Below are 23,028 nucleotides of genomic sequence, written 5' to 3' on the forward strand. Positions count from 1 at the left end.
AGTTAATCACACTTTACAACCAAAATAGTTACCCATTCCAACTTCAGCAACTCAAAACTAACGAATGAAAAGAATTGCGCTCTTCCCCGGCTCTTTTGATCCCTTCACAAACGGTCACTACGATGTGGTGATGCGGGGGGCAAACCTTTTTGACGAGGTGATCATTGGTATCGGGAATAACAGCAGCAAGCAGCGCTACATCCCCGTGGATAAGATGCTGGAGATCATGACGCGCATTTTTGAGCAGCACCCCAACATAAAGGTGCAGACGTTTAAAGGGCTGACAGCAGAGTTCGCGCGGGAAGTGGGGGCGCAGTTTCTGCTCCGTGGCCTGCGCAACACCACGGACTTTGAGTACGAAAACACTATCGCCCAGGCCAACCGGCATGTGAACCACGACCTGGAGAGCGTGTTCCTTATCACAGCACCGCACCTTGCCGCCATCAGTTCCTCTATTATTCGCGAGATTCACCGGTTTGGCGGCAACGTGGATGAGTTTATACCTTTCCAGTTTTCAGAGATTGCAGATATTGTCGGATAATGAAGGCGATGGAAGTGTAGGCGTTCGGCAGCACTTCCTGCACCTCTTCCGGCGTCATCCAGCGAACCTCCTCAATAAACTCTTCGGCTTGCGGCTTCATGAGGCTGTCGTCGGTGCAGTTCATGAGGTACCAGTTTGTCTTCTTCAGGATCTTCTTGCCCTTGAAGGCGTACGAGTGCCATGTTTTCGGTAGCTTTTCCAGCACCTCCACCTGTATGTTGCACTCCTCCTCTACCTCACGCAGTGCCCCTTCCTCTACACTTTCCTTTTTCTCCAGCTTTCCTTTGGGCAGGTCCCACACACCGAGGCGGTAAATCATCAGGATCTTTCCGTCCTTAAGCACCAGGCCACCGGCAGCCCGTATGATTTTGAATTGGTCCTTGAGGTGCTCAACCAGCTTTTTCTTTTTATCGCCAACCAGCGTGAGTGAACGCAGCTTCTTGAGCTTCTTCACTTCCATCAACCTTACCAGGCGGTCAATCAGCTGCGGGTCCGCCTCCTTTATCAGCACGTCGCCCACCAGGTCTTTGGATGTAAACTCGTCGGTGGCTTTCAGAACAAGGTCATACTCATGCTTATAGACTTTGTCTGTGGCTTTTTTAAGGATAAGCGGAATATCGTTAATGAAAACGTTCATGTAGTTTGGGTGCTTCTGGTGAAGCTCTAATTTATACAAAACAAAAAATAAATTGCCTCAATCAAAATACGCAGACGGAAAAAGGAAGATTATTTCTGTAAATTCGTCCTATGGATTCTACGACTACAGCACATCAGGTAGCCTCTTTTCTGTTAGAGACAGAGGCCGTTAAACTTAGCCCGGAGCAGCCGTTTAAGTGGAGCAGCGGCTGGAACTCCCCTATCTACTGCGATAACCGCGTAACCCTCTCCTTCCCCTACATACGTAGCTTTATTAAGCAACAGTTGGCAGAGCTGGTAAAACAGCAGTACCCGGAGGTTGAGGCCATTGCCGGTGTAGCCACGGCAGGCATTGCCCAGGGCGCCTTGGTGGCAGACCTGTTGGAGATGCCCTTTCTGTATGTTCGGCCCGAGCCCAAGAAGCACGGCATGGGGAACCAGATTGAGGGCCGCCTGCTAGAAGGGCAGAAAGTGGTGCTGGTAGAGGATCTGATCTCCACGGGTGGCAGCTCGCTGAAAGCCGCCGAGGCGGTGAAGGCTGCCGGTGCCGAAGTGGTGGGCATGGTAGCTATCTTTACCTACGGGTTTGCCGTGGCGGACGAAAACTTTGAGAAGGCCGGTATCCCGCTGCATGTGCTTAGTAATTACAATGCCCTGCTAGAGGCCGCTGCCGAGCAAGGCTACATTCAGGAGTCAGCGATGGCGACACTTGCCGAGTGGCGTCAGTCTCCGGGCACCTGGGGAGTATAAGCAGCCTCATTTTTCTTCAAAGACCTAACTACAAGTATAAAAAAGGAGATGGGGGAATTCCCCCATCTCCTTTTTTATACTTTACAGCTGGCTAAGCCCCTGGAAAACCGGAACTAAAGCGAAAGAAGTGCCTTTGCCTACTGCCCGGGCCAAAGCACAGTTGTGCCCAACCTACAACACTACTGCTCCGAAATCAGTACCTTCCTACAACAACAAAAACAGATGCGTTATGCTTAAAATCGGCCTGCTTTCCGACACACACTCCTATATGGATGATCAGATCCTGCGCCTGCTCTCTGACCGGGACGAGATCTGGCATGCCGGTGACTTCGGAAACATGGATGTGTCGGATCGTTTACAGGAGATCGCTCCGCTGCGTGGCGTGTACGGCAACATAGATGGGGCAGACATCCGGCAGCTACACCCCAAAGTGCAACGCTTCGAGGCCAACGGGCTGGATGTGCTGATGACGCACATTGGCGGCTACCCCGGTAAGTACCACCCGGATGTGCGCCAAAGTATACAGCAGAACCCGCCGCAGCTCTACATTACCGGGCATTCGCATATCCTCAAAATAATGACGGACAAGAGCCACAACAACCTGTTGCACATAAACCCGGGCGCGGCCGGCAGGCACGGCTTTCATAAAGTGCGCACGATGGTGCTTTTTACCATTGCCGAGGGGCAGGTGCAAAACCTGCAGGTGGTGGAGCTAGGGAAGCGGGCATAAAAAAAGTGTGCCTGCTTTTGCAAACACACTTGAAGTCTTTGTCAGTAAGCCGCCGCCATTTGCTAGGAACAGCAGCGGCAGCAGATGGTCTTACTTCGCGAGAAAAAAAGGACTACTCAGCAGCAGTTTCTTCTTTCTGCTCAGCTGGCTTGTTTTTTGGAGCCTCACCGAACTGAGCTCTCAGCTCATCCATATCAACATTCTTGATAACCGGTGTCAACAGAAGTTGCTTAATTCTAGCTACTTTGTTGTTTGCTCTTGCCTTATTTCTGCGATCTTTTCTTTTTAATCTAGTAACTCCCATCGTTGCAATAATTTTAATTTGAACGGCAAAAGTAAGTTATTATTTTTACAAAGTAAAGTTTTTCACATAGCAAATTCATGATACATAAGATAGACCTTCGCTCCGACACCGTCACCAACCCCACCCCTGAAATGCTGCAGGCCATGTTTGCCGCACCAGTGGGCGACGACGTGTATGGCGAAGACCCGACTGTCAACGCGCTGGAGGAGAAAGCGGCCGCCATGTTCGGCATGGAAGCCGGCCTCTTCTGCCCTTCCGGCACCATGACAAACCAGATTGCCATTAAGGTGCACACTGCGCCACTAACAGAGGTAATCTGCGACGTGACCTCCCATATCCACCAGTATGAAGGTGGTGGCATTGCCTTCAACTCTGCAGCCTCTACGGCCCTGGTGCATGGCGAGCGCGGTAAAATGACGCCCCAGCAGGTGGAGGCACACATTCGCCCGCTGGATAATGTCCACTTCCCGGAAACACGGCTGGTATCTTTGGAGAACACCTGCAACAAAGGCGGCGGAGCTTTTTATACTTTAGATGAAATTGCCGCTATCTCAGCTATATGCAAGCGCCACAGCCTTGCCTTGCACCTGGACGGTGCGCGTGTTTTCAATGCCCTGGCAGCTTCAGGAGATAGCGCAAAAGACTATGGTTTATACTTCGATAGCATTTCCGTTTGCCTATCAAAAGGATTAGGAGCACCGGTAGGTTCCGTGCTGTTAGGCAGCAAAGCGTTTATCAAAAGGGCACGCAGAGTGAGAAAAGTGTTAGGAGGCGGCATGCGGCAAGCGGGTTATTTGGCGGCAGCGTGTATTTATGCGCTTGACCATCATGTAGAGCGCCTCCAGGAGGACCACAAAAAAGCCAAGGAACTGGAAGCAACACTGCTACACGCAAACTATGTAGAAAGCGTGCTGCCCGTGGATACGAACATCGTCATTTTTAAACTGAATGACCGTTTTTCAGATGCGGAGTTTGTGCAGGCACTGGCAAAGCAGAACATACTTGCCTCAAGCTTCGGGCAGCAAATGATACGCTTTGTTACGCACCTCGACATCACAGACCAGATGCAGCAGCACCTACTGCAGACACTTGAGGCTCTGAACGAGCAGACTGTTACAGCTTAGCCCGCATTTCTGTTAAACTCACCAAAGAAGCAGTAACTTTAGACGTTACTGCTTCTTTATTTTAATTGAAACTTATGAATGAATCTGCTGCCCCTCTTACACCGGAAGTTCTGGCGGTGCTCTCCAAAGATCCGATCTTATTTGATATTATTCAGCGTGGGCAACCGTTAAAGTCTTCTCTTTCCGAGGATTTATACTTTAAACTAGTGGGCTCTATTGTATCGCAACAGTTAAGCACCAAGGTGGCCGCAGTCATTTTCAGGCGCTTTACAGAGCTGTTTCCAGAGGCCTATCCCCACCCCCAGCTGGTATTAGAAGCATCAGACGAAACTCTGCGTAGCGCAGGTTTATCGTTTCAGAAAATGGGTTATATTCGTAATGTGGCTGCTTTTGCGGCGGAAGGCAACATGGCGCATGCCGTGATAGACGCTATGGAAGACGAGGCGCTTATCAAGCACCTGACGCAAATTAAAGGTGTAGGCCGCTGGACCGTGGAAATGCTACTGATGTTTGCCTTAGAGCGCCCGGATGTTTTTCCGGTGGATGATTTAGGGATACAAAATGCCATGAAACGCCACTACCAGTTCGACCTGAAAGGAAAAGAGCTAAAACTGAAGATGCAGGAAATTGCTGAAAGCTGGCGGCCCTACCGTACCATCGCTTCTAAATACCTGTGGCAGTCGCTGGATAATGCGCCGGGGTAATGTGCTCTGTGAGTAGCAACACGATGTTTGTAGCTTGTTAAGCCTCCTGTTGCTTTTCCTTCGCCACCCGTTTCAGCATCTTTAGCACGAGTTCTTCCGTGGCTGTAAGGTGTTCTGTGGTTGGGTTCTCTGCATCGTGCCGCTGCAGGTACTTTACGAGTTTGTCTTCTTTAAAAAGAGTAACCACCTCCGGGTGTATGTAGTACTTGCTGCACACCGTAGGCGTGTTGCCTAAACTCTGGGCTACCAGTTTTACAGCTTCTTTTATACTTTTGTCTTTGGGCTGATCCGGGTGCGCATCCAGCACATCCTCCAGGCACTCCACCATTTTCACAGTTCCGCCCCAGGTTCTGAAATCTTTAGCCGTAAAGTCCAGGTCAGTTACCTCACGCAGGTAGTCATTAACATCACCGGATTCTACGGTGTGTCTTTCGCCGTCTTCATCAAAGTATTGGAATAAGTCATAGCCCGGAATGTCCTTGCATTTTTTGACCAGTCTGGCTAGTCTGCGGTCTTTCAGGTCAATTTCGTGCTCTACTCCTTTTTTGCCTTTAAAGGTAAACTTGATGTTGCTGCCGTTAATCTTCACGTGCCTGTCGCGCAAGGTGGTAAGGCCAAAAGATTTGTTTGACTTTGCGTAATGGCGGTTGCCAATCCGGATGAGCGCGTTGTCCATGATAGAAAGCACGACGGCAGTTACCTTGCGACGGTCGAGTTTTCTGGAGGTAATGTCTTCCTGGATGCGCTCCCGAAGTTTGGGCAGGTGTTCACCGAACTCAATCATGCGGCCAAACTTGGTAAGGCTGCGCGCCACCTGCCACTGCGGGTGGTAGATGTACTGTTTGCGGCCCTTTTCATCGCGGCCTGTCACCTGCAAATGCCCCTTCGGAGACTTGCAAATCCATACATCCTCCCAGGCCGGCGGAATCACCAGCGACTTTAGCCTTTCGAGCTTCTTTTTATCCGTAACCCGTTCTCCTTTTTCATCTACAAAGTAAAACCCCTTGCCTGCCTTTTTGCGGGTGTAGCCTGGTTTATTATCTGATGTATATCGTAAGCCGGCCAGTTCAGCAGATTTGCTAGGGTCAGCATATAGCTCGTGTACTTCTTTGTTCTTTGCCATCTCTTGAAGCCTCATAAAGCGAAAGCCTCCTGCACTTCATACTGTCCTTTTGCTCAAAAGTTGTACAATAAAAGCGGGCTTTGCTGCTTGGGCGTACGTACTGGCAGTCGCGGCCTGTGCTGTTTTGTACTAGCGGCAAACCAGTGGAAACAGCAGGCAGGCATACCTGTTTATTCGCCGATGTGCCTTATCTTTACACGATCATCAGACATAAATAAAGCGTTACATGCACAAGAATATTTCTTACCTGTATGCCTTTTTCGGCTTCTTCTTGATGGGCTGCGGTGTTGTGGCAGTAGATTTGGCGGGCGAACAGGCCAATACCGCTCTTATTACAGGTGCTGTGGGAGGTTTGCTGGGGCTTACGGCCGGCCACTTTCTGAACCGGGGCAAGCGCTGGGGCTTTATGCTGGGCACGACCGAGGCAGCGCTGCTCACGTTGCTGCTGGGCTGGCGTGCAGGCACCTATTTCATCCGCCTGCTGAGTATGGTACAGCAGCCGCAGGGGCCGGACACCACCGAAACAGCCGGGATGGCTTTTCTGCTGACGACGGCAATGCTGGTGATCGCCCTCCTTACCCTTACTGTATCGATCATGTTTGGAAAGCAGGTGCTAAAAGAGACAAAGTAAGCTCGCGACACCGTGCCTCAACCTGAGCCGGGGCGGCTGTGCGCAACAGCAGCCGTACTCTCTGAAGGGCATCACAAAGAATAGTACCGATGCGCAGGCAGCTAGAGAATGATGCTCCTGCCGGCGCTAACACCCGCACTACAACACGGCTACACAACCCGCAAAGACAGCCCCTGGCGTACCAGGGGCTTTTTTAATTTGCACTGTTTTCAGCACCTTTGCTCCTGCAACCTTCCCTGTCTCCGGCCGTGTAAAGCTTTTCGCCCAGCGCATCAGCCCCTTAAGTAAGGATGCTGCTCCGGCTATACAAGAAGGTGCGGAAGAAGCGTTGCACAGAAACGAATAAAAACGAAGCAATGAGAAAAAGATTTTTTACCCCTGTGTGCCTGCTTTCGCTGGCAGGTTTGCTGTCGCTGGGCAGCTGTGACAGTAACGACGGCGTTCTGTTTTCAATTCAGGACGACATAAAGCTGGGGCAGCAGGTGTCGGAGGAAGTGGACTCCACCTACCGTGCGCAAGGCTTGCTGCTCGAGCGCAGCAGTAGCAACGCCAATGTGCAGAAGGCCTATCAGAACCTGGACCGTATTATATCTCGTATTCTAAATTCAGGCCAGGTAAAGTATAAGCAGGAGTTTCCGTGGACGGTGAAGATCATCAAGGATGATAACACGCTCAACGCCTTTGCCACGCCAGGAGGCCATATTTACGTTTTCACCGGCCTGATAAAGTACCTGCAGGACGAGGATCATTTTGCCGGCGTACTGGCCCACGAGATTGCCCACGCCGATAAGCGCCACAGCATAAAGCAGCTACAGCGCGACTACAGCATTTCTTTACTGCTGTCGGTGGCGCTGGGCAACAACCCGGGCACACTGCGCCAGATTGCGGCGCAGCTGTCGGGTTCGCTGGCAGGCCTGAAGTTTAGCCGTGATGCCGAGACAGAGGCCGACGAAACCTCTGTGAAGTACCTGGGCGGCACCAGCTACTATGCCTGCGACGGAGCGGCCGGCTTCTTTATTAAGCTGGAGGAGGAATCGCAGCAGGGCGCCACACCGGAGTTCCTGAGCACGCACCCTAACCCGGACAACCGTATAGCGAACATACAACAGGAGGCACAGCAACGGGGGTGCAGCACCTCCTCTGCTCCCGATACCGATTTTCAGCAGCTCAAAACTGCCCTGAATCTCTAAACACCAAGTGCCAGCCCTAAACCAGCAGGCATTTTTTTTGACAAACGAAAACTATGAAGAACCTGAAGAAACAAGCCACGAAAGCCATACTTAAAGGAGAGGAAAAACTGGACCTGCTCACCTTCCAGCTAAAAAACAAACTGGGGCTGAACAAACCCCTGCACCTCGTGACCTACCGCAGCTACGGCACTCCCGAGCGCCTCTACGTGAAAGGCCGCGTGCTGGTGGATAAAGGCATTGCCAAATCAGAGCAGAACGACACCACCTGGGAGAACCTGCTGAACATGTACCGTCGCTTCGAAACCGACGAAATCCCCAATGCCCGGGTGCAGCTATGCCTGCAGGACCGGCTTTACGAAATCACCACGGATGTGGAAGGGTACTTTGTGCTGAACCTGCGCCCCGAGGAGGCGCTGCAGCTGGACGATATCTGGCACCCGATTGAGGTAGAGCTGATTGACGCGCCCGTGAAGGACTTTGCACCTGGTGTAACTGAAAAGGCGCACGTGCTGGTGCCCCCGCCCGACGCAGAGTACGGCATCATCTCCGACATTGACGACACCATTGTCCGCACGGATGCCACCAACCTGCTGCAGACGGGGCGCAACGTACTGCTCAACAACGCCCACACCCGCATCCCTTTCCATGGTGTGTCGCAGTTTTACCGTTCGCTGCAGCTGGGCCGTAACGGCAAGCGCAACAACCCCTTCTTCTACGTTAGCAGCAGCCCCTGGAACAGCTACGACCTACTCTACCACTTCCTGGAGCTCAACGATATTCCGCAGGGCCCGCTCCTGCTCCGCGACTTTGGCATCGACGAAAAGAAGTTTCTGAAGTCGGACCACATGAGCCACAAGTATAAAGAGATTGAGAATATCCTGATCACCTACCCAACGCTTAATTTTATTTTGATTGGCGACAGCGGGCAGGCCGACGCCGCCATTTACCGAAAGGTAGTCGAGAACCACCCCGGGCGTGTGATGGCCATTTATATCCGAGATGTGAACATTGAGAAGCGCACCAAAGCGGTGACCACCATTGCCGATGAGCTCCGCCAGGAAGGGGAAGTAGAGATGGTGCTGGTGAAAAACACGGCAGCGGCCGCCGCACACGCCGCCGACTGCGGCTTTATATTCACAGAACACGTGCAGGAGGTGGAGAAAGAGGCCGAGCTGGACGAAGAAGGCGATGTGTAAAGTATAAAGGCATCTGAAACGATGGCGCAGGCGCGGGGTTTACCCCGCGCCTTTATTGTTCATCGGCTTAAAAATTAACTATTTCTATACTTGCTACCGTACAAGGTGCTTAGAACCGAAAACAGAATACAGACTTAAACCTCCCCTGCCGCATGACTGAAGAGCTATGGTATAAAAACGCGATTATCTACAGCCTTGACCTGGAAACCTTCATGGACTCCAACAGCGACGGCGTGGGCGACTTCGGCGGGCTTGCCAGGCGCCTGGATTACCTCCATGCCATGGGCATCGATACGGTGTGGCTGGCCCCTTTTCAGCCCACGCCAAACAAAGACAACGGCTACGATATTAAAGACTATTACGGTGTGGACCCCAGGCACGGCTCCAGCGGCAACTTTGTGGAGTTCATGCACCAGGCAAACAAGCGCGGCATTAAGGTCATTATTGATTTAGTGGTAAACCATACTTCTGACCAACATCCCTGGTTTCAGGACGCGCGCAGCAGCGAAGATGCCAAGCATCGTGACTGGTATGTGTGGTCGAAGGAGCGGCCCTCCGACTGGAACGAGGGCATGGTGTTTCCGGGAGTGCAGGAGGCTACCTGGACCTATGATAAAGCAGCGAAAGCTTACTATTTCCACCGCTTCTACAAGTTTCAGCCAGACCTCAACATTGATAACCCCAAGGTAAGGGAAGAGATTCACCGCATCATGGGCTTTTGGCTGGAGCTGGGGGTAGCGGGCTTTCGGGTGGATGCCGTTCCTTTTATCCTGGAATCACCGGCTCCGGGCAAGGCGAAATCGAAGCAGAACTTCGAGTACCTGCGCGATATGCGCCGCTTTCTGCAGTGGCGCAAGGGAGATGCCATTTTGCTGGGCGAGGCCAATGTGCTGCCCAAAGAGAGCAAGCAGTATTTCGGGGAAGAGGGAAGCGGCATACAGCTGATGTTTAACTTTTACGTGAACCAGTACATGTTTTATGCCCTGGCTACCGGCGACATAGCCCCGCTGGTTGAGGCCCTGGAAGCAACGCGCGTCGCGTTCCCGGTTTCGCAGTGGGCGCACTTTCTGCGCAACCACGACGAGCTGGACCTGGGGCGGCTGACAGACGAGCAGCGGCAGAAAGTATTTGCCCGCTTCGGCCCTGAGAAGTACATGCAGCTCTACGACCGGGGCATCCGCAGGCGCCTCTCTCCTATGCTGGGAAACCGGCAGCAAACGGAGCTGGCCTATAGCCTTATGTTTTCCCTTCCGGGCACGCCTGTGATCCGTTACGGGGACGAGATTGGAATGGGCGATGACCTGAGCCTGAAGGAGCGGGATGCCGTCCGGACGCCTATGCAGTGGTCGGATGATAAGCAGGCTGGCTTCTCGAAGGCAGACAAGCTGGTGCACCCCGTTATTGACGAGGGGCCGTACGCCTACAGGCATGTTAACGTGGAAAACCAGCGGCGCGAGCCGGACTCGCTGCTGAACTGGATGACCACTCTGATACGCCTGCGGCAGGAGTGCAGCGAAATAGGCTGGGGTGATTGGAGGCTAGTGGATACCGGTAAGCCGCATGTACTGGGCATGCATTACAGCTGGCAGGGCAGCTCACTGTTAATCTTTCACAACTTTGATGAGAAGGCTCATGAGATCGTGCTGAACCTGAAGGAGAGCAAGGAGGCCAAGCTGGTTGACCTGATGGTAAAGTATGTTAGCGTTGCCGATGAGAAAGGCAGCCACCACATTACGCTGGATGCGTACGGGTACCGCTGGTTCCGGGCAGATGACATAAGCCATTTGATGAAAAAGGATTAGTGGCCCCTCCCCATAATTTAAGTTTAAGTATAGCGACACATGAGCAGAGCGTTTGTAAAGGAAGATGATGCAGGGCAGCCGCCCATAATTCCCCCTCGTGCCGCCTTACCGGCTGGCGTAACGAACTATGTCACCCCGCAGGGGCTGGAGCAACTGCGCCAGGAGTTAAGCGGGCTGGAAGCCGCCCGTGCAAAAACAGAGGCCAACCATGAGGACGAGGCAAACCGTACGCGGGAGCTTACTGTAATGAATGGAAGAATAAGTGCACTGGCCGATAGAATAGCCAGTGCCAAAGTGGTTGATGTGCGCCAGCAGCCAAACGATGAAGTACGTTTCGGGGCAACCGTTACCTTACGTACGCAAAGCGGCGGCAAGTCCGGCGCGCACCGCACCTTTACCATAGTCGGGGTAGACGAAGCGTCCATCGCCGAAGGCAAAATCGCATTTGTAGCCCCTATTGCAAAAGCGGTTGTAGGGCGGGCTGTGGGCGAAGCCGTGACGCTACGCCTGGGCCGCTCAGAGGAAGTTGTAGAGGTTGTAAGTATAAAGTACCTGTAACTTCTGTTGCAAGTATAAGTAATTGTCATGCTTATACTTACAGTTGGATTGCCTGATATATACTTTAACTGGAGTGGTCGGCAATGATTTTCCAGCCTTCCGCAAAGCGACGGAAAACAACAGAAAAATGCCCTTCCAGATCGCCTTTTGCTGCTTCCTGGCCGAGGTGCCATTTGCCCACCACCAGCACTGTTTCCGCCGATAGTTCCTCTACCTCCTTCACATCAAAAGTGAGTTGCCCCATAGCTGCCGGATCCGGGTAGCTGCGCTTATAGTTGTCCAGCGTTTGCTGCCAGCCGTAGGTCAGGCCGCGCGAGCCGACAAAGAGCAGCGAGTCTGACTGCCAGTAGCCCTGCATGTAGCACTCCAAATCGCCCTGGCTCCAGCAGGCAGCCTGCTCCGCCAGCACCTGGCGCACAGCCGCCTTTGGGTTAAGTATTTGCTGCGGCGTTTGGTGCTGGGCACAGGCAGCGGCAAATACCGTTAGCAGCAAGAGGTAAAGTTTATTTTTCATCTGTTTCAGGTAGGATTTCCTTGATGTAGGTGGTGCCACCCAGGCGGCCCATGGCGCGGGCAATACGGCCCCGGCGTGTCCGCACGTAGCCCGAAGGGTTCTTGGCAGAATACTTGATCGGGTTTGGCAGCACGGCAGCTAACAGCGCCGCCTGCTGTCGTCCCACATCGCTGGCCGGCTTATCAAAGTACTTCTGTGCGGCGGCCTCCACCCCAAAAACACCGTCTCCCATTTCGGCAATGTTCAGGTATACTTCCATAATGCGCTCTTTCCCCCACAGCACCTCAATGAGCATGGTAAAGTACGCTTCCACGGCCTTCCGGAAGTAGCTGCGCCCATGCCAGAGAAAAACGTTTTTGGCCACCTGCTGGCTGATGGTGCTCCCGCCCCGTATATTGCCGCCTTTCTGGTTGCGCTGAAAGGCATCCCAAATAGCATCGAAGTCGAAGCCGTGGTGCTGCAGAAACAGCTGGTCTTCAGACGCGACTACCGCCAATGGTAGCTGCGGCGACATCTCCTCCAGCGGCACAAACTTATACTTGATCCCGGGCTCTTCCTTTTCGGCGGCGCCAGCCTCGGCACGCCGCTGCAGCATGTGCAGTGTAGCCGGCGGTGCCACCCAGCGGTACAGCAGCACCCACACCACGCTTATCAGGAAAAGGCTAAGCACTAACTTTACGAAAAGCAGCTTTACTTGCCTCAGTCCTAATCGCTTTTTAGCCATTTTTAACTATCTTTTTGAGGCCGCAAAGGTAATCAGTTTGTGCCGTTTTCCTAGCAAGTAGGTATACTTGCAGCCAACGCAACGGCCCCGGAAAGCGTAGGCAAAGAGCAAGCGCGCACAGCTGTCGGTCACCCGGAAAAACGAAGCTACATCTATCACCCATACATACAAGCCCTGAACATGACTCCAAAAATAAAGTACCTGCCGCTTTTCCCGCTTGGCATTGTGGTTTTCCCCGGGGAAAAACTAAACCTGCACGTTTTTGAGCCGCGCTACAAACAACTGGTGCTGGACTGCCTGGAGGAGGGAAAAACCTTTGGCATCCCCACCTTTCTGGAGAACAACGTAGGCACCTACGGCACCGAAATAGAGCTGCTGAACGTGGAGAAGAAGTACGCGAACGGTGAAATGGATATCCGCACAAAGGGGCTGCAGATATTCAAGATACTGCAGTTTGATAAGATGGCCCCGAACAGGCTGTATGCAGGCGGTGAGGTGGAGGTAGTAGAGAATCGGCTGGAGGAGGATATCCTCACCAAGATCAAAATACGGGAAAACCTACAGAAACTCTATGATGCGCTGGGGCTCAGCAACCTTTACCTGGAGCTGCCGGAGAATTTTACAAGCTACGACATTGGGCACCAGCTGGGGCTAAGCACCGAGCAGGAGTACACGCTGCTACAGCTGCTAAGCGAGCAGGACCGGCAGGAGGCCATTCTACACCACCTACAGCAGGTGCTGCCGGTGGTGCTGGAGACAGAGCGGCTCAAAGAGCGCGTGCGCCTCAATGGGCACTTCAAGAACCTGACACCCCCAAACTTTTAAGCCCTTGCCTGTTTCTTCTATATGCTGATCTACTTTCTGGTTATCGTCCCGACACTGCTCTTTACATTTCTGGCCTTCAGTTATTGGCAGGAGCGTAAGTACCGGCGCAAACCCTTCTACCGGCTTTCTGACCTGGGCTGGAAAAGGCTACCGCCCCCGCCTGCGGCGGACCTGCAGCAGTCGGTGGCCCTGTTGGGAGATGTGGGGGCCATTGCCACAGACGGCTCAGACCCGGTGATGCACCTGGTACAGGAGTGGCAGCAGGAAGTGGCGGCAAAGGGCACCATGATCTTCCTGGGCGACAACCTCTACCCTATCGGGCTGCCGGATGTCGGCCACCGCCACCGGCCGATGGCCGAAGCACGGCTCAACACCCTCATCCAAAGTATAAAACAATACCCGGGCAGCGGGGTGTTTATCAGCGGCAACCACGATTGGTTTAAGGGGCGCAAAGGCGGCTATGACCAGATGCTGCGGCAGGAGCGCTACGTGGAGGAGCACCTGGGCCAGGAGAAGAGTTACATGCCCCACAACGGCTGCCCCGGCCCTAGCACCTGGCAACTGGCCGACGGGCTGCTCCTGGTCATCATTAACACGCAGTGGTTCGTGCAGCGAGGCGAGAAGCCGTTGGGCCGGAAGTATGAGTGCCCCTATGACGACATAGAGGAGTTCTTTATCCGGCTCAACAGGGTTCTGAAGCGCAACACGCATCAGCGGGTGCTTATTGCGGCACACCACCCGCTTTACAGCAATGCCCAGCACGGCGGCAAGTTCACGGTAAAGCAGCACATTTTCCCGCTCACCGCTATGCACAAGCGGATATACATCCCCTTGCCCATCTTCGGGTCGCTGTACCCTTTTTACCGGAAGCTGTTCGGAGCGTACGAAGACATGTCGCACCGCAAGTACAAGAGAATGCGGAAACGGCTTCTGCGCATCTTCCACCGCTATAGCAACCTGATTTACGTGGGCGGCCACGACCACAACCTGCAGCACTTTGAGGTGCGCGGAAACCACTACATCGTAAGTGGCGCAGGCAGTAAAACCGCTTTCGTGAAGAAAGGAGGCAGGGCTACCTTTACCCTGGAGCAGCTGGGCTTCTTTGTGCTGAACTACTACAGCAATGGCGAGGTGTGGATGGAGTGCCGGACGGTGCCGGCAGAGGCTGGTGCAGGTGCCGACGTAATGTTCCGGAAAAAGCTTGCGAGCGTGCGTACGCCGCTCGCGGCACAGTAGGTCTACTCTTCGTCTTCCGGCAGCGGCAGGATCACTTTGAGGCTCTTAGGCTGAATTTCTGCGGTTATCACCTCCCCCAGGTTCATCGGTTCCCCGTCAATGTGCATCACCTCGTGCTCCAGGTTATAGATGGTGGCTTTTTTGCAGCTTATGGTGCGGGTGTAGACGCTGGTGTCGATGCTGTCGGTGTACAGTTTATAAAGTATGCCGATACCGGCCGCTTTCGGAAAAGGCTCAATGAGGCAGATCTCAAATTTGCCGTCGTTAAGGATTCCGTCCGGGTTGATGTTGGCGTTGGTGCCAAAGGCGTTGGCGTTGGCAACTGTGACCATAAAAGCCTGCCCTTCGAAGCTCTCTGCATCGGTCTCTATCCGGTAGCGCTTCGCCTCGTACCCCAGGTATTCCTGCATCGCAATCCAGGCGTAGGAGCCCGGTCCCCGTGTGTCACCCTCGCAAAAGCGTTTTACCACCAGGGCGTTAAAGCCAAAGTCACTGAGGTGGATGGAGGGCACGCCGTTAAGTAAAACCGTATCGATGTTGCGCACAACGTGGCGGTGAATGAGCTCCAGGGCCTCCTCGGTATCCTGCGGGATGTGCAGGTCCTTGCTGAGCCCGTTTCCGGAGCCCAGCGGAACGATGCCCAGCGGGGTAGTCGTGTTGATGAGCAGGGAGGCGACAATACTCACTGTGCCATCTCCCCCGATGGCGTATACGGCGTCATACTTCTGCTGATCCAGCTTTTCTTTGATCGTTTCTTTGTCGTGCTCGCCGGTCGTTTTGTAGATCTCAAAGCGTATATGGTGCTCTTGGCAGATAGTGGCAATTTCTTCTTCCAGGTCCTCTTTTTCCACGTCACCGGAGATAGGGTTGATGACGAAAAGTAAGTTGTGGTGCTTGTTGCTCTCCATAGGTTTGATTGTCTGTACTACTGCCTTTGATACGTACTAAAGTACGTTAATACTGCTTTGCCACAAAGTTATTGTTGCAGGCCCTCTGGCAGGCCGTTGGGGTACTCCTCCTGTATAGCCTGCTCGATCTGGGTCACACGGTTGCCGGGGTTCGGGTGCGTCTGCAAGAACTCAGGGCCGCCTGCGCCGCCGCCAGCCTCCTCCAGGATACGCATCACCTTGATCATAGCCCGGGGATCGTAGCCGGCGTTGCCTGTGAGCTGCACCGCCAAACGGTCAGACTCCAGCTCGTCTTCGCGCCCGTAGCGCATGTTGAGCAACTGGCCCACCATGGCGGCCACCGCAGCACCCGACCGGCTGGCGGGGTTATCCGGATCGTAAGTGGCGATAGCGGCGGCACCTGTCAGCCCCTGGGTTAGCTTTGCCTTGGCCAGCTGCTCGGCGGAGTGGCGCGCCACCACATGCCCAATCTCATGCCCCAGCACGCCTGCCAGCTGTGCCTCCGACTCCAGCCGCTTTAACAAACCTGCCGTTATAAACACCTGGCCGCCCGGCAAGGCAAAGGCATTCACGGTCTGTTCGTCTGCCAGTAAATGAAAGTCGAACTGGTAAGGCGTTTCCTTTACATTAGTGTTTTGCACCAGTTTCTGCCCGATAGCTTTCACCTCGGCGGCGGCCTGCCTGTCTGGGTGCAGGCCGCCGTACTGCTGGGCCATCTCTGGTGCCGCCTGTAGGCCAAGGGCTATTTCCTGCTCTACGGTCATATCCACGTGCTGCTTCTCGCCCGTAAACTCATTCTCTTCTGTGCTGCACCAATAGGTCACCAGCGACACTGCTGCCACCAGCAGTGCTATGATAAATTTAATGACTGCTCTCATACATGCTTTCAGTATTATACTTACACCCGCCGCCAGGATGGGTTACCTCATGAACGTGGAAGGCCTTGTGCCGGTTGTGGCGTAGCTGTAAAGCGTTGCAGCGCTATACTTACCGGCTCCCCGGCAGCCGGATTATTGCACCCATTTTGTTGCGCCCTGTCCATTCCTGCCTGGGAGAAAAGTTCTATCGTCATCTGTAAGTATAAACTGGTGTTGCATCTTTTTTTACTTTGCCGCGGGAGGGTTTCCAGCTTTAGCCAAAACAGTTAATACCTGTAAAAGCAAAAAGCCACTTGCTGCTAAGCAAGTGGCTTTGATATCTTGGGAAGGCAGCGGAACTACCGGGCAGTTCTACATGCTGATGGCTGCATCCGCACCGTTTTCCAGTGCAAAGGCCTCTACAGCCTGGTTGTTGTTCAGGTACGTTGAGCTATACTTCGCATCGTTGCCATGGATGTAAAGCACCGATTTGTCTTTGATCGCTTCGATCACATCTTTCGATACCTCTTTCGGAACGGAAGGGCAACCCAGGCTACGGCCAAGGCGGCCATACTGCTTTACAAAATCCTCGCTTACGTAATCAGCTCCGTGTACAACAATTGCTCTGGCCATGGCATTGGTGTTGAAGCCTTCATCTTTGCCCTGCAGGCGCAGCGACAGACCGTGCTTGCCAAAATAGGTGGCATCAGTCAGGTAAAAGCCGAGGCTGCTCATGTTAGAGTTGGGGGTGTTGGAGAAGCGGGTCGCTTTTCCTTCTCCCGTATTGCGGCCATGTGCCACGAGGGTGTTAAACAACACTTTCTTAGACTTCAGATCGATTATCCAGAGGCGCTTTTCTGAGCTGGGCTTTGTAAAGTCTACCACGGAAAGCACAGACTTGGACGGAGCGATCATCTTTAGCCGCTTGAAGTTCTGGAAGCCGACCACGGCCTTGTGAAACACCTGGTACGACAGTCCCTTTTGCTCCAGGTTGGCTTCGTTGTAGAGTTCCTGTACATGGTCCTCAAACACGGCGGCCTTGGCTGCCAGAGAACTGTTTGCCAGGTCCTTCGCTTCCAGCGCGAGCGGTGCTGTGATGGCTGCCGCGTCCTTGGGGACGGGCGACGTAAAGGATAAAAGTCCGAGGGTGATGGAGGTTAGCAATACTCTTACCATAGGATTGTTTAGCTTCTGTTTTACGTGTTAGATAAAAACAACAGGAAGTGCAGTACAAATTGTTCCGCTCCGGCAAAAGAGCTAAGCTATTAGCCATAAGTAAAATAAGCACAAAGCAAGAGAATTGCAATAGCCTCTTCCCCATCTGATGCATATTGTTGCAGGAGTTATATTTAAAATATGCTATATACAATTAAATGCTTTTTTTCTGCTTTGGCTTGTCTGGCAAGGCTGCAAGGTGCAACTTTAAGGCTGCAAAACAAGCAATATGGGAAAGCGTTTTATAACAACTGTACAGCTGCTCGGGCTCCTGCTGCTGGGCGCCTGCGGAACTCCTGAAAACCTCCAAAGCTTCGACTCCAAGGTGTGGAAGGATGACCGCAACGGCTGCGAAAGCCAGCGTGCCGGGCTGCTCGACGATTTCGAGAAGATCAGGAAGGAGCTCTACGGAAAGAAAGAGTACGTGCTGCGCAATGTACTGGGCAAGCCCGACAGTGAAGAGCTGATGGAGCGCAACCAGCGCATCTACTTCTACTACATTGAGCCTGGCACGCAGTGCAACAGCCGCAACCAGATGTCAGAGGCAAACCGACTGCAGGTGCGCATCAATGCCCTGGGGAAAGTATCGGAAATCTCTTACTATAGACCAGTAGAAACAGGAAAGCCCGAGTAACTACTCGGGCTTTCCTGCTATAAGTATAAAGTTGCTGCTATTCCTCGTTTTCAGACACAAAGCGCATCGTAAAGCGCCCTTCCAGCTTCTGGTACTCCCGCAGCTGTTCAGCTGACAGCACCTCCTGCAGGTCGCGGTCGTTACGCAGGTGTATGTTTCTTACCTCTCTGGTGCGTTGCTTCGGGTTAAGGGCATAGGTCTCTTCTGCCTGCTGCAGCTGCTCATAGCGGCTGCTGTTTAGCTGCTCTACCAGCGAGTACTGCTCTTCTGTCAGCTTCAGTTCCTGTTTCATCTCGAGGTTGGCCATTTCCGGGCCTTCTAAATCCATCGAGAGCACCACCAGGTCCAGCTCCTCATCTGTAACCCGCAGGCCCTGTGCATAACCTGCAAAACCTACCAACCACAAAACACTCAGAAGTAAATACTTTTTCATTTTTTAAGGGTGTATGACTTATAAAATTGTCTAAAGTTTCTTGTTGCTGTGTTTAACGGAATTTCTGAATGCAAGTTAGGCATTTTTTAAAAATAAATAATATTTATCTAATATTTAATTTAAATTATTTCCTTGTTGTGTAAAACCAATATTGGTAAAAGGTACACTGCTTTCTTATTGACTAAATAACCTGCCGTTAGCGCAACCATAGCACCTGAGCGGGGTATACTTATACCATAGTTCTATATAGGACTTTTCAAAAATCAAAAGGCGAAACCATTAAGTATAAGCTGGTTTCATTTTAATATTTACAACATGAGGACAAGGTTTTACAATCCGAGCAAACTGGAAGTTAATTTCGCAAAAGCCGTGAAAGACTTAATGCCCCAACTGGAGACAAAATTGGACGAAGGTGAGAGGGTAGTCGATGTGGAGTCCGTTCACGATGCAGATAATCCTTTAGTAATCTTTAAGTTGGAAGATAAGGAGGGGGACTTGCACGAAGTAGTGGTACAGATTATTCAACGGCCAGACAGCATTGTTAAATGAGTTAAATTTACAGAACACAAAAGAGAGGCGGCTTTATTCCTAAGGCCGCCTCTCTTTTATGTCTTACGCAGTAACATCGTATTAAATATATATTAAAGCCTACGAAGGCCCGCCCGGCACCTTGTGTTCGCGCTGCTTAAAGTACTGCATGGCAATAAAGGCAATCATAAAGCCTGAGATCACCCCCTCCAGCATAAGCACAGAGAAGATAACGACACCCGGCGTGGCCACAACACGCTCTCCGAAATACCGCTCGGCAGAGAGCGTTTCGATAAGGGCCTCCCCTCCCAGCTTTACATATACCACCATAAAGGCAGCGAATAGCGTGGTTCCGACTACAGCCGTGATGATGCCTGTCGCGAGCCCTTTAAAGTAGCCGATTTTGCCGTGCATGCGTTCTTTGTAGCCTTTGATGGCCAATACTACACCGAAAGCCATAATCACGCCATTCAAAAAGCGCAGTTCGATCACATCTGCCAGGCCGAACACCCGCATCAGCATAAAATAGGCGATCAGTGCAGCAGCCGTTAAAAGGCCGTACTTGAGGCCTGTCTTTTCCATTGTCCGTACTATTTTTTGTTCGCGATTACTCTTTTTAGTTTTCCGTTACACTTGTTCCGGCATGGTATGGTCTGGCCGCTTAAACCACTGCATGGCAATAAAGGCGATCCACAGCCCGGGAACCGTGCCGTATATAATCGTAATAACGAAGAGCGACAGCTTGGAGAGACTCTCCGGGAACAGTGCGCTTGCCTGCAGCGACTCCAGGTAATCCGGGGCAGCCAGGTTTACGAACAGCATCAGAAACAGCGCGAGCAGTACCGAGGAAACTACCCCCACCGTGGCCCCGATGCCGAGCCCTTTAAAGTATTCTATCATGCCGTTTTTGGCACGTTTATAGCTTGAAATAGCCATGATAATACCTATCACCAGGAAAATGCCGCTCAGGAAGGAGAGCTCAACTACATCTGTTAGCCCTGCCGCCCACATAATCAGAAAGAATGCCATGTGGGCAATGCCGACAAATATTCCGTACTTTATGGAGATGTTCTGATAAGAAACCTTTGAAGCCATATTGATCGTGTTTAAATTCTTATTATCAATTATTTATAATGAACAGATTAGCACCGCAATTGGTTAAGAAGTACGCACGCGAAGGCGGCAATACAGGTACCATGGGCACCAGGCTGTCGAATATTATTAAAATTATATACTATAGTTAGAGCGGTGGCGTTGTGGTTTGCGCATGATTTTTTAATTACGACGAGCAAAATTGCTGGTTTTGAAACACATGCAGCATAGTTGCTTCTCTATATAATTGCCCTGCAAAGCGTAGAGACATGCTAAACCACGCTTTTATTTCGTAGCTTTGCAGCCAAATCTTAAATCATATTCATACTTAAGCATTTATGATCAGTACGAACAATGTCAGCCTGTCCTACGGCAAGCGCACATTATTTGAAGATGTTACCATCAAGTTCACTCCCGGCAACTGCTACGGCCTTATCGGGGCCAACGGCGCGGGCAAGTCAACTTTCCTGAAGATACTTTCTGGCGAAATAGACCCAAACACCGGCACGGTGGAGAAACCAGCCAACGCGCGCCTGGCCGTGCTGAAGCAGAACCATTTTGAGTACGATGAGTATCCTGCCCTCCAGACGGTGATCATGGGCCACAAGCGCCTGTGGAGCATCATGGAGGAAAAGGACGCGATTTATGCCAAGCCAGACTTTAATGAGGAGGACGGCCTGCGCGCCGCCGAGCTGGAAGGTGAGTTTGCCGACATGGAGGGCTGGAACGCCGAATACGAGGCAGCCGAGCTCCTGAGCGGTCTTGGCATCAGCGAGGACCTGCACCACACCCTAATGAAGGATTTGGGCGGTAGCGAGAAGGTACGCGTGCTCCTGGCGCAGTCGCTGTTCGGTAACCCGGATATCCTGCTGCTCGATGAGCCCACCAACCACCTGGATGCGGAATCGATCATGTGGCTGGAGAACTTCCTCGATAACTTTGCCAACACCGTAATTGTGGTGTCGCACGACCGCCACTTCCTCGATGCTGTTTGTACGCACGTGGCCGATATCGACTTTGGCAAGATTAAAATGTTTGCCGGTAACTATGGCTTCTGGTACCAATCGAGCCAGCTGGCTCTGAAACAGCGCGCAGACGCCAATAAGAAAACGGAAGACAAGCGTAAGGAGCTGGAGGAGTTTATCCGCCGCTTCAGCGCCAATGCTTCCAAGTCGAAGCAAGCTACCTCTCGTGCCAAGTTACTGGAGAAGCTTACCGTGGAGGACATCCAACCGTCTTCGCGTAAGTATCCGTATATCGCTTTTAAACCAGAGCGTGAGGCCGGCAACCAGATCCTGAACGTTGAGAACCTGAGCAAGTCAGTGGACGGGCAGCCGATCTTTACCGATATCAGCTTTATGGTGGACAAAGGAGATAAAATCGCCGTGATTGGCCGTAATGATATCGCAGCCTCTACCCTCTTCAAGATTTTGTTTGACGAGGAAAAGGCCGACAGCGGTGAGTTTAAGTGGGGTACCACCATCACCTCTTCTTTCTTTCCGAAGGATAACCAGGAGTTTTTCGACACAGACCTGAATCTGGTGGACTGGCTCCGTCAGTTCTCCGTAGAGAAAGACGAAAGCTTTATCCGTGGCTTCCTGGGCCGTATGCTGTTTTCCGGGGAAGAGTCACTGAAGAAAGCAAACGTGTTGTCAGGTGGCGAGAAGGTTCGCTGCATGTTCTCTAGGATGATGCTTCAGTCAGGCAACGCCCTGGTGTTCGATGAGCCTACCAACCACCTGGACCTGGAGTCGATTACGGCCCTGAACAACTCGCTGCAGGATTTTGATGGCACTATTCTGTTTTCGTCGCACGACTTACAGTTTGTAGACACCATCGCAAACCGTATTATTGAGCTGACACCAAACGGGATTATTGACAAGCGCATGAGTTATGAGGAGTATCTGTCGGATGAGGGGATTAAAGAACTGCGCAAGAAAATGTATGCCACGGCAGTAGTTTAATTCTTCATTTAGATAGATCATAAAATGCTGAATCAACCGCGCACCCTCACGGGGATTGTTTTGTCGCTGGCCCTTACGCTGTTTATCAGCACGGAGGCAGCAGCACAGGTACCTGACTCAACTTACAAGAAACCGGAGCTGCCAACCGGGCCGCCTGTGCCTGTAGAGCAGCCACGGCCCCAGCCGCGCCAGCGGGTGCAGGAGCAGCCCAAGCCGGAGCCAGTTGTAGTGGAGCAGCAGCAGCCCGAGGTGGTGCAGGAGGAACAGGTAGAGGTGCCATTGCGCTTTATAGACAAACTCTACATAGGCGGCAGCTTCGGCTTGCAGTTCGGCTCCTTTACAAGTATTTCCCTGCTGCCGACACTTAGCTATGCGGTTACGCCAAAGTTTTACCTGGGCGTTGGCGGCGTGTACCACTATGAGAGTGGCAGCGGCTTTAACCTGCACCATTTCGGAGGGCGTGGTTTTACGCAACTGGAAATGTTTGAGGTTGGCGGCGGTGCCGTGCTGGCCCATGCCGAAGTGGAGGCCTTAAGTATAGAGGTGCCCTATTTCGACGCCACCGGCAGGCGCCGGACAGACCGCAGCAGTTTAACCATGCCGATGGTCGGTCTGGGCTATCGCCAGCGCATTTCCGATAAGGGCTCCTTTGATTTGCTTGTGCTGTATAACGGCAACGACGACCCGATCAACCCTTACAGCAACCCCGTGATTCGGGCCGGTTTTAATATCGGCCTCACTAGAAGATAAGGTATGAATATGATACGATACAAAAAGGGCTGCCAAATTTGGCAGCCCTTTTTGCTTAT

General features: G+C 52.4%; 27 protein-coding genes. 16 read left to right on the plus strand and 11 right to left on the minus strand.

Annotation, left to right across the window (positions count from 1 at the left end; genetic code table 11):
• The first annotated feature begins 64 nt into the window (after window positions 1-64).
• A complete protein-coding gene (gene coaD, locus CA264_RS06475) occupies window positions 65-541 on the plus strand; it encodes a pantetheine-phosphate adenylyltransferase (RefSeq protein WP_025605627.1) in 477 nt (158 codons plus the stop codon).
• Here the strand turns inward: coaD and CA264_RS06480 are convergent.
• Window positions 498-1,178: an NUDIX hydrolase gene (locus CA264_RS06480; RefSeq protein WP_025605628.1), complete on the minus strand. Its 681-nt coding sequence runs from the start codon at window positions 1,176-1,178 to the stop codon at window positions 498-500. The two genes, coaD and CA264_RS06480, sit on opposite strands and share 44 nt — an antisense overlap.
• Before the next feature lie 110 nt (window positions 1,179-1,288).
• Here CA264_RS06480 and pyrE point away from each other — a divergent pair, with 110 nt between their 5' ends.
• Both pyrE and CA264_RS06490 read left to right on the plus strand, forming a co-directional pair.
• A complete protein-coding gene (gene pyrE, locus CA264_RS06485) occupies window positions 1,289-1,927 on the plus strand; it encodes an orotate phosphoribosyltransferase (protein WP_025605630.1) in 639 nt (212 codons plus the stop codon).
• Between the two features lie 229 nt (window positions 1,928-2,156).
• Window positions 2,157-2,657: a metallophosphoesterase family protein gene (locus tag CA264_RS06490; protein WP_025605632.1), complete on the plus strand. Its 501-nt coding sequence runs from the start codon at window positions 2,157-2,159 to the stop codon at window positions 2,655-2,657.
• A 112-nt stretch (window positions 2,658-2,769) separates the two neighbouring features.
• Here CA264_RS06490 and CA264_RS06495 read toward each other — a convergent pair whose 3' ends face one another.
• Window positions 2,770-2,961 (minus strand): hypothetical protein, encoded by a 192-nt coding sequence (locus CA264_RS06495; protein ID WP_025605634.1) that lies wholly within the window; start codon window positions 2,959-2,961, stop codon window positions 2,770-2,772.
• Window positions 2,962-3,038: 77 nt separating this feature from the next.
• Between CA264_RS06495 and CA264_RS06500 the strand changes: the two genes are divergently transcribed.
• Together CA264_RS06500 and CA264_RS06505 are read left to right on the plus strand one after the other, a co-directional pair.
• Window positions 3,039-4,085: a threonine aldolase family protein gene (locus CA264_RS06500; RefSeq protein WP_025605636.1), complete on the plus strand. Its 1,047-nt coding sequence runs from the start codon at window positions 3,039-3,041 to the stop codon at window positions 4,083-4,085.
• Window positions 4,086-4,159: 74 nt separating this feature from the next.
• Window positions 4,160-4,789: a DNA-3-methyladenine glycosylase family protein gene (locus CA264_RS06505; protein WP_025605638.1), complete on the plus strand. Its 630-nt coding sequence runs from the start codon at window positions 4,160-4,162 to the stop codon at window positions 4,787-4,789.
• A gap of 37 nt (window positions 4,790-4,826) precedes the next feature.
• Here CA264_RS06505 and CA264_RS06510 read toward each other — a convergent pair whose 3' ends face one another.
• Window positions 4,827-5,912 (minus strand): DNA topoisomerase IB, encoded by a 1,086-nt coding sequence (locus tag CA264_RS06510; RefSeq protein ID WP_025605640.1) that lies wholly within the window; start codon window positions 5,910-5,912, stop codon window positions 4,827-4,829.
• 226 nt (window positions 5,913-6,138) lie between these two features.
• On the opposite strand from CA264_RS06510, the gene CA264_RS06515 reads away from it, so the two are divergent.
• The 5 genes from CA264_RS06515 (at window position 6,139) to CA264_RS06535 (ending at window position 11,289) form a co-directional block, all read left to right on the plus strand.
• Complete coding sequence (locus CA264_RS06515) at window positions 6,139-6,543, plus strand: hypothetical protein (RefSeq protein WP_025605642.1); 405 nt, start codon at window positions 6,139-6,141, stop codon at window positions 6,541-6,543.
• A 356-nt stretch (window positions 6,544-6,899) separates the two neighbouring features.
• Window positions 6,900-7,733: a M48 family metalloprotease gene (locus CA264_RS06520; RefSeq protein ID WP_025605644.1), complete on the plus strand. Its 834-nt coding sequence runs from the start codon at window positions 6,900-6,902 to the stop codon at window positions 7,731-7,733.
• 53 nt (window positions 7,734-7,786) lie between these two features.
• Window positions 7,787-8,929, plus strand: a complete 1,143-nt coding sequence (locus CA264_RS06525) for an App1 family protein (protein WP_025605646.1) — start codon at window positions 7,787-7,789, stop codon at window positions 8,927-8,929.
• Window positions 8,930-9,081: 152 nt separating this feature from the next.
• Complete coding sequence (locus tag CA264_RS06530; RefSeq protein WP_025605648.1) at window positions 9,082-10,731, plus strand: alpha-amylase family protein; 1,650 nt, start codon at window positions 9,082-9,084, stop codon at window positions 10,729-10,731.
• Window positions 10,732-10,770: 39 nt separating this feature from the next.
• Window positions 10,771-11,289 (plus strand): GreA/GreB family elongation factor, encoded by a 519-nt coding sequence (locus CA264_RS06535; RefSeq protein ID WP_025605650.1) that lies wholly within the window; start codon window positions 10,771-10,773, stop codon window positions 11,287-11,289.
• A 64-nt stretch (window positions 11,290-11,353) separates the two neighbouring features.
• Here CA264_RS06535 and CA264_RS06540 read toward each other — a convergent pair whose 3' ends face one another.
• On the minus strand, window positions 11,354-11,803 hold the full coding sequence (locus CA264_RS06540; protein WP_025605652.1) for a YybH family protein: 450 nt from the start codon (window positions 11,801-11,803) through the stop codon (window positions 11,354-11,356).
• On the minus strand, window positions 11,793-12,527 hold the full coding sequence (gene mtgA, locus CA264_RS06545; protein ID WP_025605653.1) for a monofunctional biosynthetic peptidoglycan transglycosylase: 735 nt from the start codon (window positions 12,525-12,527) through the stop codon (window positions 11,793-11,795). The genes CA264_RS06540 and mtgA overlap by 11 nt, the downstream gene beginning before the upstream one ends.
• A gap of 180 nt (window positions 12,528-12,707) precedes the next feature.
• Here mtgA and CA264_RS06550 point away from each other — a divergent pair, with 180 nt between their 5' ends.
• On the plus strand, window positions 12,708-13,352 hold the full coding sequence (locus CA264_RS06550) for an LON peptidase substrate-binding domain-containing protein (protein ID WP_036775577.1): 645 nt from the start codon (window positions 12,708-12,710) through the stop codon (window positions 13,350-13,352).
• Between the two features lie 21 nt (window positions 13,353-13,373).
• The gene (locus tag CA264_RS06555) at window positions 13,374-14,588 is read left to right on the plus strand and encodes a metallophosphoesterase (protein ID WP_025605655.1); all 1,215 of its coding nucleotides are present in this window, start codon (window positions 13,374-13,376) and stop codon (window positions 14,586-14,588) included.
• Window positions 14,589-14,590: 2 nt separating this feature from the next.
• Here the strand turns inward: CA264_RS06555 and CA264_RS06560 are convergent, their stop codons facing one another.
• The 3 genes from CA264_RS06560 to CA264_RS06570 all read right to left on the minus strand — a co-directional run bounded on the left by CA264_RS06560 (window position 14,591) and on the right by CA264_RS06570 (window position 17,529).
• Window positions 14,591-15,496 carry a diacylglycerol/lipid kinase family protein gene (locus tag CA264_RS06560; RefSeq protein ID WP_025605657.1) on the minus strand — a complete coding sequence of 302 codons (906 nt, stop codon included), beginning with the start codon at window positions 15,494-15,496 and terminating at the stop codon, window positions 14,591-14,593.
• 68 nt (window positions 15,497-15,564) lie between these two features.
• Window positions 15,565-16,374: a M48 family metalloprotease gene (locus CA264_RS06565; RefSeq protein ID WP_025605659.1), complete on the minus strand. Its 810-nt coding sequence runs from the start codon at window positions 16,372-16,374 to the stop codon at window positions 15,565-15,567.
• Window positions 16,375-16,725: 351 nt separating this feature from the next.
• Entirely contained in the window at window positions 16,726-17,529 is an 804-nt protein-coding gene (locus CA264_RS06570; protein WP_025605660.1) for a murein L,D-transpeptidase catalytic domain family protein, read from the minus strand.
• Window positions 17,530-17,797: 268 nt separating this feature from the next.
• Between CA264_RS06570 and CA264_RS06575 the strand changes: the two genes are divergently transcribed.
• A complete protein-coding gene (locus CA264_RS06575) occupies window positions 17,798-18,202 on the plus strand; it encodes a hypothetical protein (RefSeq protein ID WP_025605662.1) in 405 nt (134 codons plus the stop codon).
• A gap of 37 nt (window positions 18,203-18,239) precedes the next feature.
• Here CA264_RS06575 and CA264_RS06580 read toward each other — a convergent pair whose 3' ends face one another.
• Window positions 18,240-18,635, minus strand: coding sequence for a hypothetical protein (locus CA264_RS06580; protein WP_025605664.1), 396 nt, complete (start codon window positions 18,633-18,635; stop codon window positions 18,240-18,242).
• 315 nt (window positions 18,636-18,950) lie between these two features.
• Between CA264_RS06580 and CA264_RS22065 the strand changes: the two genes are divergently transcribed.
• Window positions 18,951-19,184, plus strand: coding sequence for a hypothetical protein (locus CA264_RS22065; protein ID WP_025605666.1), 234 nt, complete (start codon window positions 18,951-18,953; stop codon window positions 19,182-19,184).
• Window positions 19,185-19,283: 99 nt separating this feature from the next.
• On the opposite strand, the gene CA264_RS06590 is transcribed toward CA264_RS22065, so the two are convergent.
• Together CA264_RS06590 and CA264_RS06595 are read right to left on the minus strand one after the other, a co-directional pair.
• Entirely contained in the window at window positions 19,284-19,745 is a 462-nt protein-coding gene (locus tag CA264_RS06590) for a DUF4199 domain-containing protein (protein ID WP_025605668.1), read from the minus strand.
• A gap of 45 nt (window positions 19,746-19,790) precedes the next feature.
• The gene (locus tag CA264_RS06595; RefSeq protein WP_025605670.1) at window positions 19,791-20,258 is read right to left on the minus strand and encodes a DUF4199 domain-containing protein; all 468 of its coding nucleotides are present in this window, start codon (window positions 20,256-20,258) and stop codon (window positions 19,791-19,793) included.
• A 335-nt stretch (window positions 20,259-20,593) separates the two neighbouring features.
• Between CA264_RS06595 and CA264_RS06600 the strand changes: the two genes are divergently transcribed.
• Together CA264_RS06600 and CA264_RS06605 are read left to right on the plus strand one after the other, a co-directional pair.
• Window positions 20,594-22,219 (plus strand): ABC-F family ATP-binding cassette domain-containing protein, encoded by a 1,626-nt coding sequence (locus tag CA264_RS06600; RefSeq protein WP_025605672.1) that lies wholly within the window; start codon window positions 20,594-20,596, stop codon window positions 22,217-22,219.
• Window positions 22,220-22,243: 24 nt separating this feature from the next.
• Window positions 22,244-22,969, plus strand: a complete 726-nt coding sequence (locus CA264_RS06605) for a hypothetical protein (RefSeq protein WP_025605674.1) — start codon at window positions 22,244-22,246, stop codon at window positions 22,967-22,969.
• Window positions 22,970-23,028: the final 59 nt, after the last annotated feature.

This window comes from Pontibacter actiniarum (genome assembly GCF_003585765.1).
GTDB lineage: Bacteria > Bacteroidota > Bacteroidia > Cytophagales > Hymenobacteraceae > Pontibacter > Pontibacter actiniarum.

What these genes read in the sequence shown, in the direction of transcription:
- coaD (WP_025605627.1), top strand. Translation starts at nt 65, where the DNA reads ATGAAAAGAATTGCGCTCTTCCCCGGCTCTTTTGATCCCTTCACAAAC.
- CA264_RS06480 (WP_025605628.1), bottom strand. Translation starts at nt 1,178, where the DNA reads ATGAACGTTTTCATTAACGATATTCCGCTTATCCTTAAAAAAGCCACA.
- pyrE (WP_025605630.1), top strand. Translation starts at nt 1,289, where the DNA reads ATGGATTCTACGACTACAGCACATCAGGTAGCCTCTTTTCTGTTAGAG.
- CA264_RS06490 (WP_025605632.1), top strand. Translation starts at nt 2,157, where the DNA reads ATGCTTAAAATCGGCCTGCTTTCCGACACACACTCCTATATGGATGAT.
- CA264_RS06495 (WP_025605634.1), bottom strand. Translation starts at nt 2,961, where the DNA reads ATGGGAGTTACTAGATTAAAAAGAAAAGATCGCAGAAATAAGGCAAGA.
- CA264_RS06500 (WP_025605636.1), top strand. Translation starts at nt 3,039, where the DNA reads ATGATACATAAGATAGACCTTCGCTCCGACACCGTCACCAACCCCACC.
- CA264_RS06505 (WP_025605638.1), top strand. Translation starts at nt 4,160, where the DNA reads ATGAATGAATCTGCTGCCCCTCTTACACCGGAAGTTCTGGCGGTGCTC.
- CA264_RS06510 (WP_025605640.1), bottom strand. Translation starts at nt 5,912, where the DNA reads ATGGCAAAGAACAAAGAAGTACACGAGCTATATGCTGACCCTAGCAAA.
- CA264_RS06515 (WP_025605642.1), top strand. Translation starts at nt 6,139, where the DNA reads ATGCACAAGAATATTTCTTACCTGTATGCCTTTTTCGGCTTCTTCTTG.
- CA264_RS06520 (WP_025605644.1), top strand. Translation starts at nt 6,900, where the DNA reads ATGAGAAAAAGATTTTTTACCCCTGTGTGCCTGCTTTCGCTGGCAGGT.
- CA264_RS06525 (WP_025605646.1), top strand. Translation starts at nt 7,787, where the DNA reads ATGAAGAACCTGAAGAAACAAGCCACGAAAGCCATACTTAAAGGAGAG.
- CA264_RS06530 (WP_025605648.1), top strand. Translation starts at nt 9,082, where the DNA reads ATGACTGAAGAGCTATGGTATAAAAACGCGATTATCTACAGCCTTGAC.
- CA264_RS06535 (WP_025605650.1), top strand. Translation starts at nt 10,771, where the DNA reads ATGAGCAGAGCGTTTGTAAAGGAAGATGATGCAGGGCAGCCGCCCATA.
- CA264_RS06540 (WP_025605652.1), bottom strand. Translation starts at nt 11,803, where the DNA reads ATGAAAAATAAACTTTACCTCTTGCTGCTAACGGTATTTGCCGCTGCC.
- mtgA (WP_025605653.1), bottom strand. Translation starts at nt 12,527, where the DNA reads ATGGCTAAAAAGCGATTAGGACTGAGGCAAGTAAAGCTGCTTTTCGTA.
- CA264_RS06550 (WP_036775577.1), top strand. Translation starts at nt 12,708, where the DNA reads ATGACTCCAAAAATAAAGTACCTGCCGCTTTTCCCGCTTGGCATTGTG.
- CA264_RS06555 (WP_025605655.1), top strand. Translation starts at nt 13,374, where the DNA reads ATGCTGATCTACTTTCTGGTTATCGTCCCGACACTGCTCTTTACATTT.
- CA264_RS06560 (WP_025605657.1), bottom strand. Translation starts at nt 15,496, where the DNA reads ATGGAGAGCAACAAGCACCACAACTTACTTTTCGTCATCAACCCTATC.
- CA264_RS06565 (WP_025605659.1), bottom strand. Translation starts at nt 16,374, where the DNA reads ATGAGAGCAGTCATTAAATTTATCATAGCACTGCTGGTGGCAGCAGTG.
- CA264_RS06570 (WP_025605660.1), bottom strand. Translation starts at nt 17,529, where the DNA reads ATGGTAAGAGTATTGCTAACCTCCATCACCCTCGGACTTTTATCCTTT.
- CA264_RS06575 (WP_025605662.1), top strand. Translation starts at nt 17,798, where the DNA reads ATGGGAAAGCGTTTTATAACAACTGTACAGCTGCTCGGGCTCCTGCTG.
- CA264_RS06580 (WP_025605664.1), bottom strand. Translation starts at nt 18,635, where the DNA reads ATGAAAAAGTATTTACTTCTGAGTGTTTTGTGGTTGGTAGGTTTTGCA.
- CA264_RS22065 (WP_025605666.1), top strand. Translation starts at nt 18,951, where the DNA reads ATGAGGACAAGGTTTTACAATCCGAGCAAACTGGAAGTTAATTTCGCA.
- CA264_RS06590 (WP_025605668.1), bottom strand. Translation starts at nt 19,745, where the DNA reads ATGGAAAAGACAGGCCTCAAGTACGGCCTTTTAACGGCTGCTGCACTG.
- CA264_RS06595 (WP_025605670.1), bottom strand. Translation starts at nt 20,258, where the DNA reads ATGGCTTCAAAGGTTTCTTATCAGAACATCTCCATAAAGTACGGAATA.
- CA264_RS06600 (WP_025605672.1), top strand. Translation starts at nt 20,594, where the DNA reads ATGATCAGTACGAACAATGTCAGCCTGTCCTACGGCAAGCGCACATTA.
- CA264_RS06605 (WP_025605674.1), top strand. Translation starts at nt 22,244, where the DNA reads ATGCTGAATCAACCGCGCACCCTCACGGGGATTGTTTTGTCGCTGGCC.